This is a genomic window from Curvibacter sp. CHRR-16 (genome assembly GCF_018474005.1).
Taxonomy (GTDB): domain Bacteria; phylum Pseudomonadota; class Gammaproteobacteria; order Burkholderiales; family Burkholderiaceae_C; genus Allorhodoferax.
Genome location: NZ_JAHCSH010000005.1, coordinates 25529 through 41228, shown reverse-complemented (window position 1 = coordinate 41228; position 15700 = coordinate 25529). Strand labels below are relative to the sequence as shown.

Genomic DNA, 15700 nt, shown 5'->3' with positions numbered 1-15700 from the left:
CTACCCATGAGCTTGATTCCAAAAAAAGGTACGGTATACGTTGTCGATGACGATGAAGCAGTGCGCGACTCACTGCAGTGGTTGCTGGAGGGCAAAGGCTACCGCGTGCGGTGCTTTGACTCGGCAGAAACCTTCCTCGCCCGCTACGACACCCGCGAAGTGGCCTGCCTGATTGCCGATGTGCGCATGGGCGGCATGACCGGGTTGGAACTGCAAACCCGCCTGATGGAAGCCAAGTCACCGCTGCCCATCGTCTTCATTACCGGCCATGGCGATGTCCCCATGGCGGTGGACAGCATGAAAAAAGGCGCTATGGATTTCATCCAAAAGCCTTTCAACGAAGAACAACTGGTGCCGCTGGTGGAGCGCATGCTAGACGTGGCCAAGGACGCCTTTGCTGAACACCAGCAAGCGGCCAACCGCGACGCCCTGCTCTCCAAGCTGACCTTGCGCGAAAGCCAAGTGCTAGAGCGCATCGTGGCAGGCCGTTTGAACAAACAAATCGCCGACGATTTGGGCATCAGCATCAAGACCGTGGAAGCGCACCGCGCCAACATCATGGAAAAGCTGGGTGCCAATACCGTGGCCGACCTGCTCAAGATTGCTTTGGGCCAAAACGCCCCCAAAGCCTGATTCCACATGCTGTAGCAGCTATCACTTTTATAGCAACACACGCCCGTTAAGCGCCTGCTGCGGGCGTTTTCCTTTTTCCAGAGTACGACGACCATGACACCATCCGCCCCCGCCCCTAGCACCACTTCTGCCCAACTGATCGACGGCAACGCCCTGTCCAAGCAAGTGCGCGCCCAAGTCGCAGAGCGCACTGCCGAGCTATCGGCCAAGGGTTTCAAACCCGGTTTGGCCGTGGTGCTGGTCGGCGACAACCCCGCCAGCCAGGTTTATGTGCGCAACAAGGTCAAAGCCTGTGAAGACGTCGGTTTTCACTCCGTGCTGGAAAAATACGACGCCAGCATGACCGAGGCCGAGCTGCTGGCCCGTGTGGAAGCACTCAACAACGATCCCAGCATCCACGGCATCTTGGTGCAATTGCCTCTGCCCAAGCACATCGACGATCACAAGGTTATTGAAGCCATCTCCCCACTCAAAGACGTGGACGGCTTTCACATCGCCAGTGCGGGCGCACTGATGGTGGGCGAAGTGGGCTTTAAGGCCTGCACCCCCTACGGGTGCATGAAGATGCTCGAATCCATCGGCATGAAAGATTTGCGCGGCAAGCACGCCGTGGTGATTGGTCGCTCCAACATCGTCGGAAAACCCATGGCCATGATGCTGCTGGCGGCCAACGCCACCGTGACCGTGACGCACAGCGGCACAGCCGACTTGGGTGCCATGACGCGCCAGGCCGACATCGTGGTAGCAGCCGTCGGCAAGCGCAACGTCCTGACCGCCGACATGGTCAAACCCGGCGCGGTGGTGATCGACGTGGGCATGAACCGCAATGACGAAGGCAAGCTCTGCGGCGATGTGGACTTTGACGGCGTCAAACAAGTCGCCGGCTACATCACCCCTGTCCCCGGCGGGGTTGGCCCCATGACCATTACCATGCTGTTGGTCAACACCTTGGAAGCGGTGGAACGTTTGGCCACCCAACAAGGCTAATTACGCACGGAATACACGCCATGACCACAACCACCGCCTCTGCTGCCAACAACCCTCTCTTGCACACCAGCCACTTGCCTGCGTTTGACGCGATCCGTCCGGAGCATTTGGAAAACGCTATCGACACCCTGCTGGCAGATGCCGAGCAAGCCCTGCAAACCGTAACGGCCAACGACTTCCCCGCCGACTGGAAAGCCATGAGCACCGTATTGGATGTGGCCACTGAGCGCCTGAGTGTGGCCTGGGGCGCTGCCAACCACCTCAACAGCGTGATGGACACGCCCGAGCTGCGCGCCGCCATCAACACCTGCCTGCCCAAAGTGACCGATTTCTGGACCCGCTTGGGTGCTAGCGAGGCGCTGTACGCCAAGTACAAAGCGCTGGATGAGCAACAACTCACCCCAGCCCAACAACAAGCCCTGCGCAATGCCAAACGCGGCTTTGTGCTCGGTGGCGCCGAACTGCAAGGAGCGCAGCGCGAGCGCTTTGCCGCCATCCAAGAACGCCAAGCCGCACTGGGCCAAAAATTCAGCGAAAACACACTGGATGCCACCGACCGCTTTGCCTACTACGCGGGCGCTGACGAGGTAGCAGGCATTCCCGACGATGTATTGCAAACCGCGCGCGAACAAGCCCAAGCCGACGGCCAAGACGGCTACAAGCTGACGCTGAAAATGCCGTGCTACCTGCCCGTGATGCAGTTCGCCCACAGCAGTGCCCTGCGCGAAAAACTCTACCGCGCCTATGTAACCCGGGCCTCCGACCAAGCCCCCGGCATGAGTGCCGAAGACTTGGCCAAGTTGGACAATGCACCCGTCATCACCGAGCTGCTGGCACTGCGCGACGAAGAAGCCAAGTTGCTGGGCTACCACCACTATGGTGAGCTGTCCGTGGTGCCCAAAATGGCTAACTCGGCCACCGATGTGGTGGTCTTCCTGCGCGATTTGGCTGCCAAAGCACGCCCCTACGCCGAGCGCGATGTGCAAGAACTGCGCGCCTTTGCCAGCGAGTTGGGACTGAGCGATCCACAGCCATGGGACTGGACCTACGTGGGCGAGAAGCTCAAGGAAGCACGCTACGCCTTCAGCGAGCAAGAGGTGAAACAGTACTTCACGGCCGACAAGGTGTTGGCGGGTCTGTTCGACTTGGTGCAAGAGCTGTTTGATGTGGTCATCAGTGCCGATAGCGCGCCAGTGTGGCACCCTGATGTGCGTTTTTACCGCCTAGAGCGCCCCACAGCGCAAGGCGCGCAACTCATTGGCCACTTCTACCTCGACCCCATTGCCCGTACCGGCAAACGCGGCGGCGCGTGGATGGACGATGTGCGCTGCCGCTGGCTACGCCCTGACACTGGCCAGTTGCAAACACCCGTAGCCCACTTGGTGTGCAACTTCGCACCAACTGGTTTGCTGGCCCACGACGACGTCATCACCCTGTTCCACGAATTCGGCCATGGCCTGCACCACCTGCTCACCCAAGTGGACGAGCGCGATGTGGCCGGTATCAATGGCGTGGAATGGGATGCGGTGGAGTTGCCAAGCCAATTCATGGAGAACTTCTGCTGGGAATGGTCGGTGCTACAGCGTCTGAGCGGCCACGCGCAAACCGGCGAACCACTGCCCCGCAGTCTGTACGACAAAATGCTGGCCGCCAAAAACTTCCAAAGCGGCATGCAAACCGTGCGACAGATCGAGTTTTCGCTCTTTGACATGCTGCTGCACAGCCAAGTCACCCCCAACGTGAACTACATGGCGCTGCTGGAGGTGGTGAAGTTGGAAGTAGCCGTTCTGGAAAGCCCGCGCTGGGCACGTACTCCCAATACCTTCAGCCATATCTTTGCCGGGGGCTACGCTGCAGGCTACTACAGCTACAAATGGGCAGAGGTGCTCAGTGCCGATGCCTACGCCGCTTTTGAGGAAACTACAACACCTGAGGGTGGCATCAACCCGCAAACCGCAAGACAATACCGCCAAGCCATTTTGGAAGCTGGCGGCAGTCGCCCTGCCATGGAGTCCTTCAAAGCTTTCCGTGGCCGTGAACCCGCGCTGGATGCATTGCTACGCCACCAAGGCATGGGAGACACAGCAACGCACTAGGCATTTTTATAAAACACTACTGCGATACTGGGAGTTGGACACACTATGACAAACTGCTCATCACATGGCACCACCACTGCCCCCACCAACGGGCTTGCTGCATGCCTACTGGCTGTTTGTTGTCTATTGGTAGCTGGCTCAGCACAGGCCCAAACGGTTTACAAAATCATAGACTCTGACGGAAAAATCACCTTCACCGACAAGCCCACCACCACTGCGGCGCAAAACAAGTCGATGTCGGTGCTGGGTAGCAACCCGAACGAGAACCTGAACCAACTCCCCTACGAATTGCGCCAAGCTGCAGGACGCTATCCTGTGGTGCTGTACAGCAGCAAAGATTGCGGCCCCTGCGACATGGCTCGAAGCATGCTCAAAAGTCGGGGCATACCCTTCACCGAGAGAACGGTGAGCACGCAAGCCGATGGCGAGGCATTTCGCCGTTTGAGCGGTGGGAACAACATGCCATTCGTGACCATTGGCGGCCAAAAACTCAAAGGCTATGCCGAGAGCGAATGGCGCTCGTATTTGGATGCTGCGGGCTACCCCGCGCAGTCCATGCTGCCTCGCAGCTACGTTTACCCGGCTGCCAGCCCTCTGGCACCCGCTGCCGAAACAGAGCAAGCCACCAAAGGCAATACGACTGACAGTAAACCTGCTGCAGCAAGTGCGCCATCACAGCCTGCCAGCAACCCCAACAACCCGGCAGGCATCATTTTTTAGAAGCGCCTTATTTGATCAAGGCTTGCATAGCCTTGAAATCCGGGTGTTCTGCTGTACGCACCCATTCAAAGCCCACCATCTCGGTGGTAACCAGTTCCGCACCCGCTGCTGCCAAACGGTCAAAAGCAGCGTCGCGGTTGCGCTCGGTGCGCGAGGTGCAGGCGTCGGTAACAACCCACACGTCAAACTCTTCTTCCAGCAGATCCAATGCTGTTTGCAACAAACAAATGTGTGCTTCCACCCCGGCCAGTACCACGGCATTGCGCTGAGGAGCAGCAGGTTTTTGCAAATGTTTGGGCAAGCTGCGTGCGTTGCCTTGTGGGGCTTTGGGCGCTGGGCGTAGCATTTCGACCAAACCTTCTTCCACCGCACTGAACTGCATCTTGGCCAAAGATTTGGCATTCGCCTCCTGCAAGGCTTGCAACAAAGGGGCTTCTGTCGCGCCCAGCTTAGAAGGATTTTGCTCGGTATAAAAAGCAGGGACACCCAACAAGTTGGCCCATTGGGTCAATCGCTGGGCGTTGGCTAACACCAACTGCGACTCAAACAAAGCAGGAGTGAGTTTGGTTTGGTAATCCACCAGCACCAGCTGGCAGCTTTCTAATTCGATCAACATTTGCAGTACTCCAGACAAGTAGCACGCACACTGCGTGCTACATTGCCCGCATTGTCCTTGATTGACAGTTCTATCCCACCGTTCCGATTGCGATGACCTCTGTTTTCAACTTCACTTTTGTCCCGTGGTTTCGTTCTGTAGCCCCCTACATCCACAAATTTCGACACCAAACTTTTGTGATTGGACTGGCTGGCGAAGCGATTGCAGCAGGAAAGCTGCCTAACTTGGTACAAGACTTGGCACTGATCCAGAGCATGGGGGTGCGCATTGTGCTGGTGCATGGCTTTCGCCCGCAGGTCAATGAACAACTCAAAGCCAAAGGACATGAGCCACGCTATAGCCGTGGCATACGCATCACCGACGAAGTGGCCTTGGACTGCGCCCAAGAGGCTGCGGGTCAGTTGCGCTATGAGATTGAAGCAGCCTTCAGCCAAGGGCTACCCAATACGCCCATGGCAGGCTCCACCGTGCGGGTGATATCGGGCAACTTCATCACGGCACGCCCTGTGGGCATTGTGGATGGCGTGGACTTTCAGCACAGCGGTTTGGTGCGCAAGGTGGATACAGCCGGCATCATGCGTTCGCTCGATATGGGGGCTTTGGTACTGCTATCGCCTTTTGGTTTTTCGCCTACGGGTGAAGCTTTTAACTTGGCCATGGAAGAAGTTGCCACCTCCGTAGCCACCGAATTGCAGGCGGACAAACTGATCTTCATTACCGAAGTACCCGGTATTCGCATGCGGCCTATGGAGCCTGCTGGCGAAGACAATCCCATAGACACCGAGTTACCACTGGCCCAAGCCGAGCGCTTGTTGCGTGACCTCCCCCCTGCCAACCTGCCAACCGATGTGGGTTTTTACCTGCAGCACTGTGTCACGGCGTGCAAATCGGGGGTGGAGCGCAGTCACATCATCCCGTTCTCCGTAGATGGCTCCATCTTGCTAGAGGTGTATGTGCACGATGGCATTGGCACCATGGTGGTGGATGAAAAGCTGGAAGAGCTGCGCGAAGCAACATCCGATGATGTGGGGGGCATCTTGCAGCTCATTGAGCCGTTTGAAAAAGACGGGACTTTGGTCAAACGCAGTCGCACCGAAATTGAACGCGACATTGACCAGTACACGATCTTGGAACACGATGGGGTGATATTCGCATGCGCGGCGCTCTACCCTTACCCAGAAGAAAAAACCGCTGAAATGGCCGCGCTGACGGTGTCCCCGGAAGTACAAGGTCAAGGTGATGGTGAACGCGTACTCAAGCGCATAGAACAACGTGCCAAAGCATCCGGCCTAGAAAGCATTTTTGTGCTGACCACTCGCACCATGCACTGGTTCATCAAACGCGGGTTTGCGCCCGTAGATCCAGACTGGCTACCCGAAGCGCGTAAACGCAAATACAACTGGGACAGGCGCAGCCAAGTATTGGTGAAAAAACTTTAACGGCTACGCAGCTTGCGGCTGCAGCGGAGGACTACCGCACTCTACCGCCGCCAAGGAGCCTGTGGGGGCAAATGAATGCGCAGCAACCGATCGCAAGCATTGGCCTGCTGAGTCTGCATTCAAGGGTGGAGAGAACCAATAGCCTTGGAATTTGCTACAACCTTTCTCCAGCAATAACTCGGCTTGACGGAACTGCTCTACTCCCTCAGCCACTATTTCCAACTCCAATACTTTGGCCAAATCAATCGCCGTGGAGCAGATAGCCATGTCCTTTTTATTGTCAGAAATGCTTTGAATAAAAGACCTGTCCAGCTTGAAACCGTGCACTGGCAAAACGCGCAAATAACTTAGTGAGGAATAGCCAGTACCGAAGTCATCAAGCATCAAACGCACACCCAGTTGACGCAAACGCTGGAGCCGTTCAATGGCTCGCTGCGGATTCTTCAGCAACACTGATTCAGTTACCTCAAGCTCCAAGGCATTGCTGGGCAAACCATAATCTGCTAATAGCTTTTCGATATTGCCCACCAACTCCGGAGCGTCTAGCTGATAGGCTGACAAATTGACGGCCATGCGCAAGTCGTGGTGCCCCTGCTTGCGCCACGCAACCAACTGCTGACAAGCTGTATGAAACACCCAATGACCAATCGGGTGAATCAATCCCAAATTTTCGGCCAAGGGTATGAATTGTGCTGGAGACACCCAACCCCAACTTGCATGACGCCAACGTATCAAAGCCTCCATGCATTGGATACGCCCTGTTACGGCACAGACTTGGGGTTGGTAGTGCAGTTCAAACTGTTCTCGCTGCACTGCCAATTGCAATTCACTTTCCATTTCCAATTGGCTGCGTAATTGCTTGCGCAACTCGGGGTAAAAAGCCTGTAAAGCCGTACTGCTTTGGTTCTTGGCTTCATGCAACGCCAACTCAGCACACGCCAACAAACTATCGGCTGTAGTGCCGTTGTCAGGATACAAAGCAACTCCGGTATAGCTACTCAGGCGTATTTCGTGACCATCTAGGGTAAACGGCAATGCAAATACCGAGTTGATTTTTTCATGCAATTGCAGTGCTGCTTGGCTATGCAACTGCTGCAAAGACGCGCCACGTTTCATGCCAGTTGCCACCACAACAAAGGTGGTTCCAGCACCGCGCGCAACCCAGTCACTATCCCGCACTTGTTCTGTCAATCGCGTTGCCACCAACGACAACAAGGTATCTGCTGCTTCGTGACCATAAGTGCCACGCAGCACATCCATGCGGTCGATATCAAGCAAAAAGACCGCTAAGCCTGTGCCGTTCTCCCGATGCTGATCCAGCAATGGTCTGAGCAACTGCAGCGTGCCTGCTCTATTGGGCAAATGCGTGACCAAATCAGAGCTTTTAATCTGCTCAATTTCACGATAGAGCTTGTCTTTGGTGCTGGCATAGTATTGGTAGCTTTTGCGAATATCCCGCCCCAATAAAGCGAACCAAACAAAAGACAGCAGTACTACAGCAAAGCCGTCAAGATACGGAAAATCCAACAATCCGGCATCAATGGCTCGATCTATACCCGTGGTTAGCAAAACCAGAGTAACCGTAGCCAGCAGATAGACAGTCGTTGGTTTATCTCCCGTATGGTGAACCATGCTGACCATGCGCAGGACATACAAAATAGCAAAAACACCTGACAACCACGCTAAATCAATCACTACAGAAGGAGCACCACGCAGCAGCAACAAGGACTCATCCCATGGCATTAGCACGCGCGCAGAGGCGTCGATGCTGTCAAAACGATAGCCATACGGTGACAACCAGTTGTAAGCCAACAAGACCATAGTCCAAGCTGCCAGCACTCTAAAGAAAATGCTGTAGTGAGACGATTCTGGCGACCGCACTACTTTGTCGATAGTCAATACCCCCAACAGAGGGATAACGACATAAAACGTGTTCATCCACTTGTGTGCCAATAGTGCGGACACCAAATCAGTGCTGGAATACTGCCAAGCAGTACACAACTGGAGTGCACAGAACAAAAGATTGATTCCCGCTTGGCTCCACATTACGCGCACATAATGGGTTTGCGTAGCATGCAAGCTAGGTCTTACCAGCATCGCAACAAAAAAGGCCTGTATTGCAAACAGGCCTGCGGAGACATAGTACGCTGTGATGAGAGGGGACTGCATGTGACCAACTACACAATTAACCACAGCATGTTAACCCCGTTATCGATTTATGCCAAATGTTTTCACATTTATACAAATCAACGATAAATAACAAAAATTCAACGGGCTTTGAGCAACTGCTTGAATGCCACAGTAGCTGCAGTGACAGCCACAAGCACAAAGCATATAAACGACCAATTGGCGATTGATCCGCCCAAAAACGTCCAATCCACTTTGGAGCAATCACCACTGCCCTTGAAAATCATGGGCAGTGCGCGTTGCAATGGGAAGTTTTCAATCATGCCGTAAAGGTCACGACCACAACTCACAAACTCTGGTGGATACCACTGTAGCCAGCTTTGGCGGGCAGCCACACCAGCGCCCGCAACAGCCAGTACAAGAACCACAAAACTACCCACAACGTATATCCATTTTTTGCTTGCAGAGCTTGCCAAACCTGCTACAAGCGCTATCAAAACCATAGCATAGCGCTGCACGATGCACATAGGGCATGGTTCCAGCCCCACGACATGCTGCAAATACATACCAAAGGCCAACAAGGCTGCGCAAAACAGTGCGATAGCAGCCAATACACGGCGTGGAGAGCCGAAACAGTTATTCCACAGAGTCATTAAGTTCATGGGGCTTGGTCTAAGATGGATAGTCTTGTATTTTGAACGACCACATTCATGGCACGCACCGTCAACTGTATCAAGCTTGGAAAACCCGCTGAAGGTCTGGACTTTCCTCCCTATCCTGGCGCTATTGGACAACGCATCTGGGAGAGCGTTAGCAAAGAAGCTTGGGCCGACTGGCTCAAACACCAAACCATGCTGGTGAACGAGAACCGCCTCAACTTGGCCGATGCGCGCGCACGGCAGTATTTGCTGCGCCAAATGGAAAACCATTTCTTTGGCGGCGGAGCGGATGCTGCACAAGGCTACGTTCCCCCCAGTGCCTGAAAGCACGATCCCTGCGCCTTACCAACCATGGATACGGGTGCATGGGCACCCCCCCACCCCCCACACCTGTTTGCACAACTGGGTGAATTGGATCGCCCAGAAAGATGAAGCAGCGTCCAGCAACAGGTGTTTGCACGATGTCATCGTGCTGGAACCAGCCAACACCGCCAGTTGGCTGGCTGCATGGCAAGCAGAAGATGCTCGACAGACTTTGCCCAGTGGCCTTCTGGCCGCTTTGCAAGAGCTCCCAACAGGCATTCACCGCATCACCATCGAGCCAGGACTCATTTATCTAACCCTGTGCCACATGCCATGGGCCGATGCACTGCAAGAACTGCAATGCAGCGCCCACGAATGGCACATACCCAATGCATGGCTGGCGCACGCCAGCGCCCACATGTTCAAAGCCCTGGGAGTCCTCAGTCAGTGGGGGGCCCAGCTACACCTCGGCGATGCACCTGCAGATCCTGCACCGCCTGAATGGCAAGCATGGATGCGCCAAGCAGGCTGGGACGACTCGCTGCAATACACCCCCGCTTGGAAAAGCCCAGCGCCCATCACGACAGCGCAACGCTGTGCCGTTATTGGTGCGGGGTTGAGTGGTGCTGCTATTGCCCAAGCGTTGGCATTGCGTGGGTGGAGTGTCACGGTACTGGAACAAGCAGCCCACTTGGGTGCAGGTGCATCGGGTCTGCCTGCCGGGCTGGTAGTACCTTATGTCTCGGCCGATGACAATCCACGGGCGCGCTTGACGCGTGCTGGCGTACGCTGGATGCTGCAACAATTGCGCCAGCACCTACCAGACAGCCATCAAACGTGGGGACATAGCGGTGTACAAGAGCGTGATGTGCACACCGAGCACAGCCGCTGGCACAGCCAAGCAGCGTGGGTACACCCACAAGCCATCGTGCGGCAATGGCTGGAAACACCGGGTATTAGCCTGCACTACAATGCCAGCGTGGCGCGCATAGAACGTGTGGATGGTGCATGGCATCTGTGGCATGCCAATGGCGACCTGTTGTGCCATGCTGAACATGTGGTACTAGCCCATGCCTGCGCAGCCGCACAGTTGCTGCAAACACAAGGAGACTCCTTGGCATTGCCTGCCGATGTGCAAGAGCGTGTGAGTGGTATGCAAGCGGTGCACGGCACCATGAGTTGGGGGCACCACCACACTGCAGCACACGACAACTGGCCTCCATACCCGGTTAATGGCCACGGCAGTTTCATCAGCCAAGTCCATTACCAAGGTCAAACAGCTTGGATGGCTGGTTCAACCTTTGAAACAGACACCCAATTGCACCGACCGGATAAACGCATAGCACCGCTTGCAGAGCAGCACCGCGCCAACTGGCAGCGTTTACAAGCACTGCTGCCTTCTGTTGCCAGCGACTTGGCAGAAGCATTTGAAACTGGCTCCGTACAGCACTGGAGCGCTACCCGTTGCACTAGCCAAGATCGGCTGCCTCTTGTGGGAGCACTCTACGACGATATGCGGCAGGGCTTATGGTTGGTAAGTGCCATGGGGGCACGGGGTATTAGCCTGAGTGCCTTGGCCGCCGAGTGGATTGCAGCCCAGCTACACCATGAGCCATGGCCGCTGGAGCGCAGTTTGGTGCGCAGCATGGACGTGCGCCGCCCCCGTCGCAAACGGGGTGGGCGCATGCCACTCACAGACTCTGCAAACAAGCAATAAGAGCGGCTGGCTGCAAGGGTGCTTGCAAGACGTGATCGCAGCCTTTGCGCAAACACGCCTCGCCCCAATGGCTATAACCCGGAGCCAAGATAGCCACGACTTTTTCGGGCTTGAACTCCATGGAACGCAAGGCCTGCAACCACTGCCACGCAACAGGCTGCTCACCATGCACGTAGACAAAAGCGTACTGCCACACATGCTGTGGCGTTTGCTTTTGCTCCAGCCATGTGGGAATAGCGTGCAACTCCTCCAAATCGGTGATGTAGGCCAACGCCATGCGGGCACGCAGGTACATGGCCTCCTCCAGTGGCAAATGCGCCAGCAGCACTTGCCGAACAACTGGCCGAGCGGAAATCGAAATGGTGGAATTCATAGGGCTGGGGGTCGAGGGGGATGCATCGTCGAACCAACTGTCTAGCAATGCCAATAAATCCGTACCAACCAGTGGTCGAGCCAACTGAGACGCACCTGGTTGGGTGGCACTACCACCAACACGAATAATACGAGGCGGGATGTGATCGGGCAGTGACAGCAAAGCCATCCCAGCTTCAAAGCTATCCGCATCCATGATAACCACATGGGCCTCATCCTCATCTTGTCCATGCTTCAAAGCTCGGTAGTGAAGCCCCTGCCCCCCACCGAGTCGCAAAGCAGTCTCCACAGACTCGGCATCGGCAGCGCCCAGCCCAATCGCTTTCACCCACACCGTGCGCACCGCATCCCCTTAGACAGCATTCCCATAGCCGCCAGTTATCGTTCTTTCGAGTAAGGCTGCCCCAATGCAGCAGGAGCTATCGCCTTGCCTATAAATCCTGCCAGTAATACCACTGTGAGTACATAGGGCAAAGCCTGAATGAATTGCACTGGTACCTCTCCGATACCCGGCAAATGCACGCCTTGCAAGCGAATTGCTGCAGCATCCAAAAAACCAAAAAGCAAGCAAGCCAAAAACGCCCCCACCGGATGCCAACGCCCAAAGATCAGCGCCGCCAACGCCATAAAGCCACGACCTGCTGTCATGTTCGGAGTGAAATTGGCATTTTGTGCCAAGACCATATAGCTACCAGCCAAACCACACAACAACCCATTCATGGTCAAGGCTGTGTAGCGCAAACCTTTGACCGACACACCTGCAGCTTCCACCATTTGGGGGTTTTCGCCCACCGCACGCAAGCGCAGACCAAAGCGCGTGCGAAACAGCAACCACCAAGACACTGGCACCAATGCCAATGCCACGTAGACCAGTATGTTGTGACTGAGCAGACCTTGCCCCAGCACGGCACCCAGCACGGGCACACCCTGCAAGGCATCAACCATGCTCGGCCACAAGGCTTGGATGCGCACTGCATCACTCACCGGAGGGGTTTGTCCACCTTGGGCAAACAAGGCAATACCCACCACCGCTGTAAGACCCGGCGCAATGATATTGAGGGCAACACCAGAAACCACTTGATCACCGCCGTGGCTCACGCAGGCTAAGCCATGCAGCCACGACATCAACACCGCTACCGCCATGGCCACCACTACCGCGACCCAAGTAGTCGGATACAGCGCGCCAATGGCACCCGCGGCAAAAGCGGCGGCCAACATCTTGCCCTCTAAGCCAATATCCACCACACCAGAGCGCTCCGCCCACAATCCCGCCAAAGCGCACAAAATCAGTGGCGTGGCCATGCGCAAGGTTGAGGCCAGCATGGACGCCAACAATGCCTCATCCATGGCGCACCTCCAGTTTGAACACACGAGCCAAAATCCAGCCCAAACGCGGAGCAATCACATAAGTCATGGCCCCCGAAAACAGCACGATAAAGCCTTGCAGCATAACGACCATGTCGCGGCTAAAACCGGGTACATCGAACGCCACCTCTGCGCCCCCTTGGAACAAAGCACCGAACAACACACTGGCAAAGACGATACCAACCGGGTGATTGCGCCCCATAAGCGCCACGGCGATCCCGGTAAACCCAGCGCCATTGACAAACTCCAGCATCAGCTTGCCATTGACCCCTGCGATTTCGTTCATGCCCACCATGCCCGCCAACGCACCAGAAATAGCCATGGCCAACACGATGTAATGGCGAGAATTAATCCCTGCGTACTCTGCCGCAGTGACACTTGATCCCACTGCCCGCACACGGTAACCAGCACGGGTACGCCACAAGAAAAAATACACCAACACACAGGCCAGCAAAGCAATTAGCAGGCTCAGATTCAGCGGGGATGCAGCCCAGTCAATCCCGACAGCAGACAACGCCGCTTGCACGGTTGGCAAATGGGCCGATGCCGCAAAGGGCGCACTCTCCACCGCCATGGAGCCAGCTGGGCGAATGTGGTTGACCATGAGGTACACCAACACACTACTGGCGATGAAGTTGAACATGATGGTGGTAATCACCACATGGCTACCCCGGTAAGCCTGCAAATAGGCCGGAACAATGGCCCATGCAGCGCCAAAGACAGCGCCAGCCAGCAGCATGAGGGGCAGCATGAGCCACACAGGCAAAGCGGCCGACCACCACAGCGCCACCAAACCCACGCCCAAACCACCCAGCACCGCTTGCCCTTCCCCACCAATATTGAACAAACCACCATGGAAAGCCACTGCAACGGCCAAACCGGTAAAGATAAAGGTCGTGGCGTAGTACAAGGTATAGCCAATGCCGCGCTGCGAGCCAAAGGCGCCATCAAGCAATACGCTGATCACTTGCCATGGGTTTTGCCCCACCAGATACACCACCACACCTGCTGCGGCCAAGGCCACCAGCAAACACACGATGGGCAGCAACACCACATCCGCCCAACGCGGCAACGGGTATTTGTTGCTCATACCCCTCCTCCAGTCATCAAAAGGCCCAAGCTGGCCTCGTTGCAATCAGCAATAGCCAATTCACCTGCTATACGTCCTTGGTTCATCACCAACACCCGGTCTGACAAAGCCAATATTTCATCCAATTCACTGGACACCACCAACACTGCGCAACCAGCATCGCGCATAGCCCGCAATTGAGCGTAGATGAACTCAATGGCCCCAATGTCCACCCCGCGCGTGGGCTGACCCACCAGCAACACCTTCGGGGCCTGGCCGATTTCACGGGCCAACACCAATTTCTGCTGGTTACCGCCAGAAAACTTGCTGCTGCGCAACTCAGGGTTGCGGGGCCGCACGTCAAAGCGCTCCATCAGGGTGCTGGTAGCTTGGCGCATAGCACCGTGCTTCATCCATCCTGCCGTGCTGTAGCTGGGTAAATCTTCATACCCCAGCACTGCGGACTCCCAAGCGGCAAAACTCATCACCATTGCGCGTGCATGCCGGTCTTCAGGCACATGGGCCAAGCCCAAAGTACGGGCTTGATGGGGATCCAACCAAGCCTTGGCAGCACTGCGGTCAAAAGTCTGCCCCAGCAACTCCAGTCGCCCCTCATCAGGCGCGACCAAGCCGGACAGCACATCCAACAACTCGCTTTGACCGTTGCCAGACACACCTGCAACACCCACGATCTCACCAGCACGCAAAGTCAACCCTACTTGCTGCAGGCGCTCCACGCCCAACTTGTCACGCACGGTCAGGCTTTGGGCTTGAAGCAGCACGGCACCTGGTTCTTGGGCGGCTTCATCGCCACGCCCCATACGCACTTTGCGGCCTACCATGGCCTCGGCCAATACTTCGACCGAAGTGTCGGCAATCGGCATTTCTGCCACCACACGCCCGGAGCGCATCACCGTCACGTGGTCGCACAAACTCATCACTTCCTTGAGTTTGTGGGTAATGAGCAAAATAGTCGTGCCCTGCTGGCGCAGAACACGCAGCACTTCAAACAATTGTTCCGTTTCTTGGGGTGTCAGCACTGCCGTGGGCTCATCGAGCACCAATACTTTGGCCCCCCGATAAAGGGTTTTCAAAATTTCCAAGCGTTGGCGATCACCCACAGGCAAATCAGCCACCAAAGCATCGAGCTTGACGCGCAGTCCTGTCGATGCCATCAACTGTTCCAACTGCTGGCGCACCTGTGCGCCCGCTTTGCGCAAGGACCAGTGCGGCTCACCACCCAACATCACGTTTTCAAGCGCAGTCAAGGTATCGACCAGCATGAAATGCTGGTGCACCATCCCCACGCCAGCGGCAATGGCGTCATCAGCGTTGCGAATTTGAACCGGTTTTCCCGCAATCGCAATGCTGCCTTGATCCGCTTGATAAAAACCATACAGGATGGACATGAGCGTGCTTTTGCCCGCCCCGTTCTCGCCCACGATGCCATGCACCGTACCCGGTGCAACCCGCAGGTGTACATCCACATTGGCCGCCACTGCACCAAACCGCTTGTGTATGCCCTGCATGTGCACAGCCCATTGGGGGGCCACGCCGGCAGGCACGCTTTGCACACTCACATTTCACTCCTTGGCAA

Annotated in this window: 14 protein-coding genes; 7 read left to right on the top strand and 7 right to left on the bottom strand. The window is 56.0% G+C overall.

What is annotated here, in order from left to right:
* Nucleotides 1–6 precede the first annotated feature (6 nt).
* The 4 genes from KIK84_RS11950 (at nt 7) to KIK84_RS11935 (ending at nt 4436) form a co-directional block, all read left to right on the top strand.
* A complete protein-coding gene (locus KIK84_RS11950) occupies nt 7–633 on the top strand; it encodes a response regulator transcription factor (RefSeq protein ID WP_214123337.1) in 627 nt (208 codons plus the stop codon).
* Nucleotides 634–726: 93 nt separating this feature from the next.
* The gene (gene folD / locus KIK84_RS11945; RefSeq protein ID WP_214123336.1) at nt 727–1620 is read left to right on the top strand and encodes a bifunctional methylenetetrahydrofolate dehydrogenase/methenyltetrahydrofolate cyclohydrolase FolD; all 894 of its coding nucleotides are present in this window, start codon (nt 727–729) and stop codon (nt 1618–1620) included.
* Between the two features lie 20 nt (nt 1621–1640).
* The gene (locus KIK84_RS11940; protein ID WP_214123335.1) at nt 1641–3716 is read left to right on the top strand and encodes a M3 family metallopeptidase; all 2076 of its coding nucleotides are present in this window, start codon (nt 1641–1643) and stop codon (nt 3714–3716) included.
* A gap of 45 nt (nt 3717–3761) precedes the next feature.
* The gene (locus tag KIK84_RS11935) at nt 3762–4436 is read left to right on the top strand and encodes a glutaredoxin family protein (protein ID WP_214123334.1); all 675 of its coding nucleotides are present in this window, start codon (nt 3762–3764) and stop codon (nt 4434–4436) included.
* 7 nt (nt 4437–4443) lie between these two features.
* Here KIK84_RS11935 and KIK84_RS11930 read toward each other — a convergent pair whose 3' ends face one another.
* Nucleotides 4444–5052 carry an isochorismatase family protein gene (locus tag KIK84_RS11930; protein WP_214123333.1) on the bottom strand — a complete coding sequence of 203 codons (609 nt, stop codon included), beginning with the start codon at nt 5050–5052 and terminating at the stop codon, nt 4444–4446.
* A gap of 92 nt (nt 5053–5144) precedes the next feature.
* Here KIK84_RS11930 and argA point away from each other — a divergent pair, with 92 nt between their 5' ends.
* Entirely contained in the window at nt 5145–6491 is a 1347-nt protein-coding gene (gene argA / locus KIK84_RS11925; RefSeq protein WP_214123332.1) for an amino-acid N-acetyltransferase, read from the top strand.
* Nucleotides 6492–6494: 3 nt separating this feature from the next.
* On the opposite strand, the gene KIK84_RS11920 is transcribed toward argA, so the two are convergent.
* The gene (locus tag KIK84_RS11920; protein WP_214123331.1) at nt 6495–8429 is read right to left on the bottom strand and encodes a putative bifunctional diguanylate cyclase/phosphodiesterase; all 1935 of its coding nucleotides are present in this window, start codon (nt 8427–8429) and stop codon (nt 6495–6497) included.
* Between the two features lie 329 nt (nt 8430–8758).
* Nucleotides 8759–9271, bottom strand: coding sequence for a disulfide bond formation protein B (locus KIK84_RS11915; RefSeq protein ID WP_502757560.1), 513 nt, complete (start codon nt 9269–9271; stop codon nt 8759–8761).
* Between the two features lie 57 nt (nt 9272–9328).
* Between KIK84_RS11915 and KIK84_RS11910 the strand changes: the two genes are divergently transcribed.
* Together KIK84_RS11910 and KIK84_RS11905 are read left to right on the top strand one after the other, a co-directional pair.
* A complete protein-coding gene (locus KIK84_RS11910; RefSeq protein WP_214123329.1) occupies nt 9329–9601 on the top strand; it encodes an oxidative damage protection protein in 273 nt (90 codons plus the stop codon).
* 130 nt (nt 9602–9731) lie between these two features.
* Complete coding sequence (locus KIK84_RS11905; protein WP_214123328.1) at nt 9732–11297, top strand: FAD-dependent oxidoreductase; 1566 nt, start codon at nt 9732–9734, stop codon at nt 11295–11297.
* Here the strand turns inward: KIK84_RS11905 and KIK84_RS11900 are convergent.
* From KIK84_RS11900 to KIK84_RS11885, 4 genes are read right to left on the bottom strand one after another with little or no spacing between them, the layout of a single operon-like run.
* Complete coding sequence (locus KIK84_RS11900) at nt 11272–12012, bottom strand: hypothetical protein (protein WP_214123327.1); 741 nt, start codon at nt 12010–12012, stop codon at nt 11272–11274. The two genes, KIK84_RS11905 and KIK84_RS11900, sit on opposite strands and share 26 nt — an antisense overlap.
* 35 nt (nt 12013–12047) lie before the next feature.
* Nucleotides 12048–13016 carry an ABC transporter permease gene (locus KIK84_RS11895; RefSeq protein WP_214123326.1) on the bottom strand — a complete coding sequence of 323 codons (969 nt, stop codon included), beginning with the start codon at nt 13014–13016 and terminating at the stop codon, nt 12048–12050.
* Nucleotides 13009–14124, bottom strand: a complete 1116-nt coding sequence (locus KIK84_RS11890; RefSeq protein WP_214123325.1) for an ABC transporter permease — start codon at nt 14122–14124, stop codon at nt 13009–13011. The genes KIK84_RS11895 and KIK84_RS11890 overlap by 8 nt, the downstream gene beginning before the upstream one ends.
* A complete protein-coding gene (locus KIK84_RS11885) occupies nt 14121–15683 on the bottom strand; it encodes an ABC transporter ATP-binding protein (protein ID WP_349815928.1) in 1563 nt (520 codons plus the stop codon). Before KIK84_RS11885 ends, KIK84_RS11890 begins: the two co-directional genes overlap by 4 nt.
* Between the last annotated feature and the right edge of the window lie 17 nt (nt 15684–15700).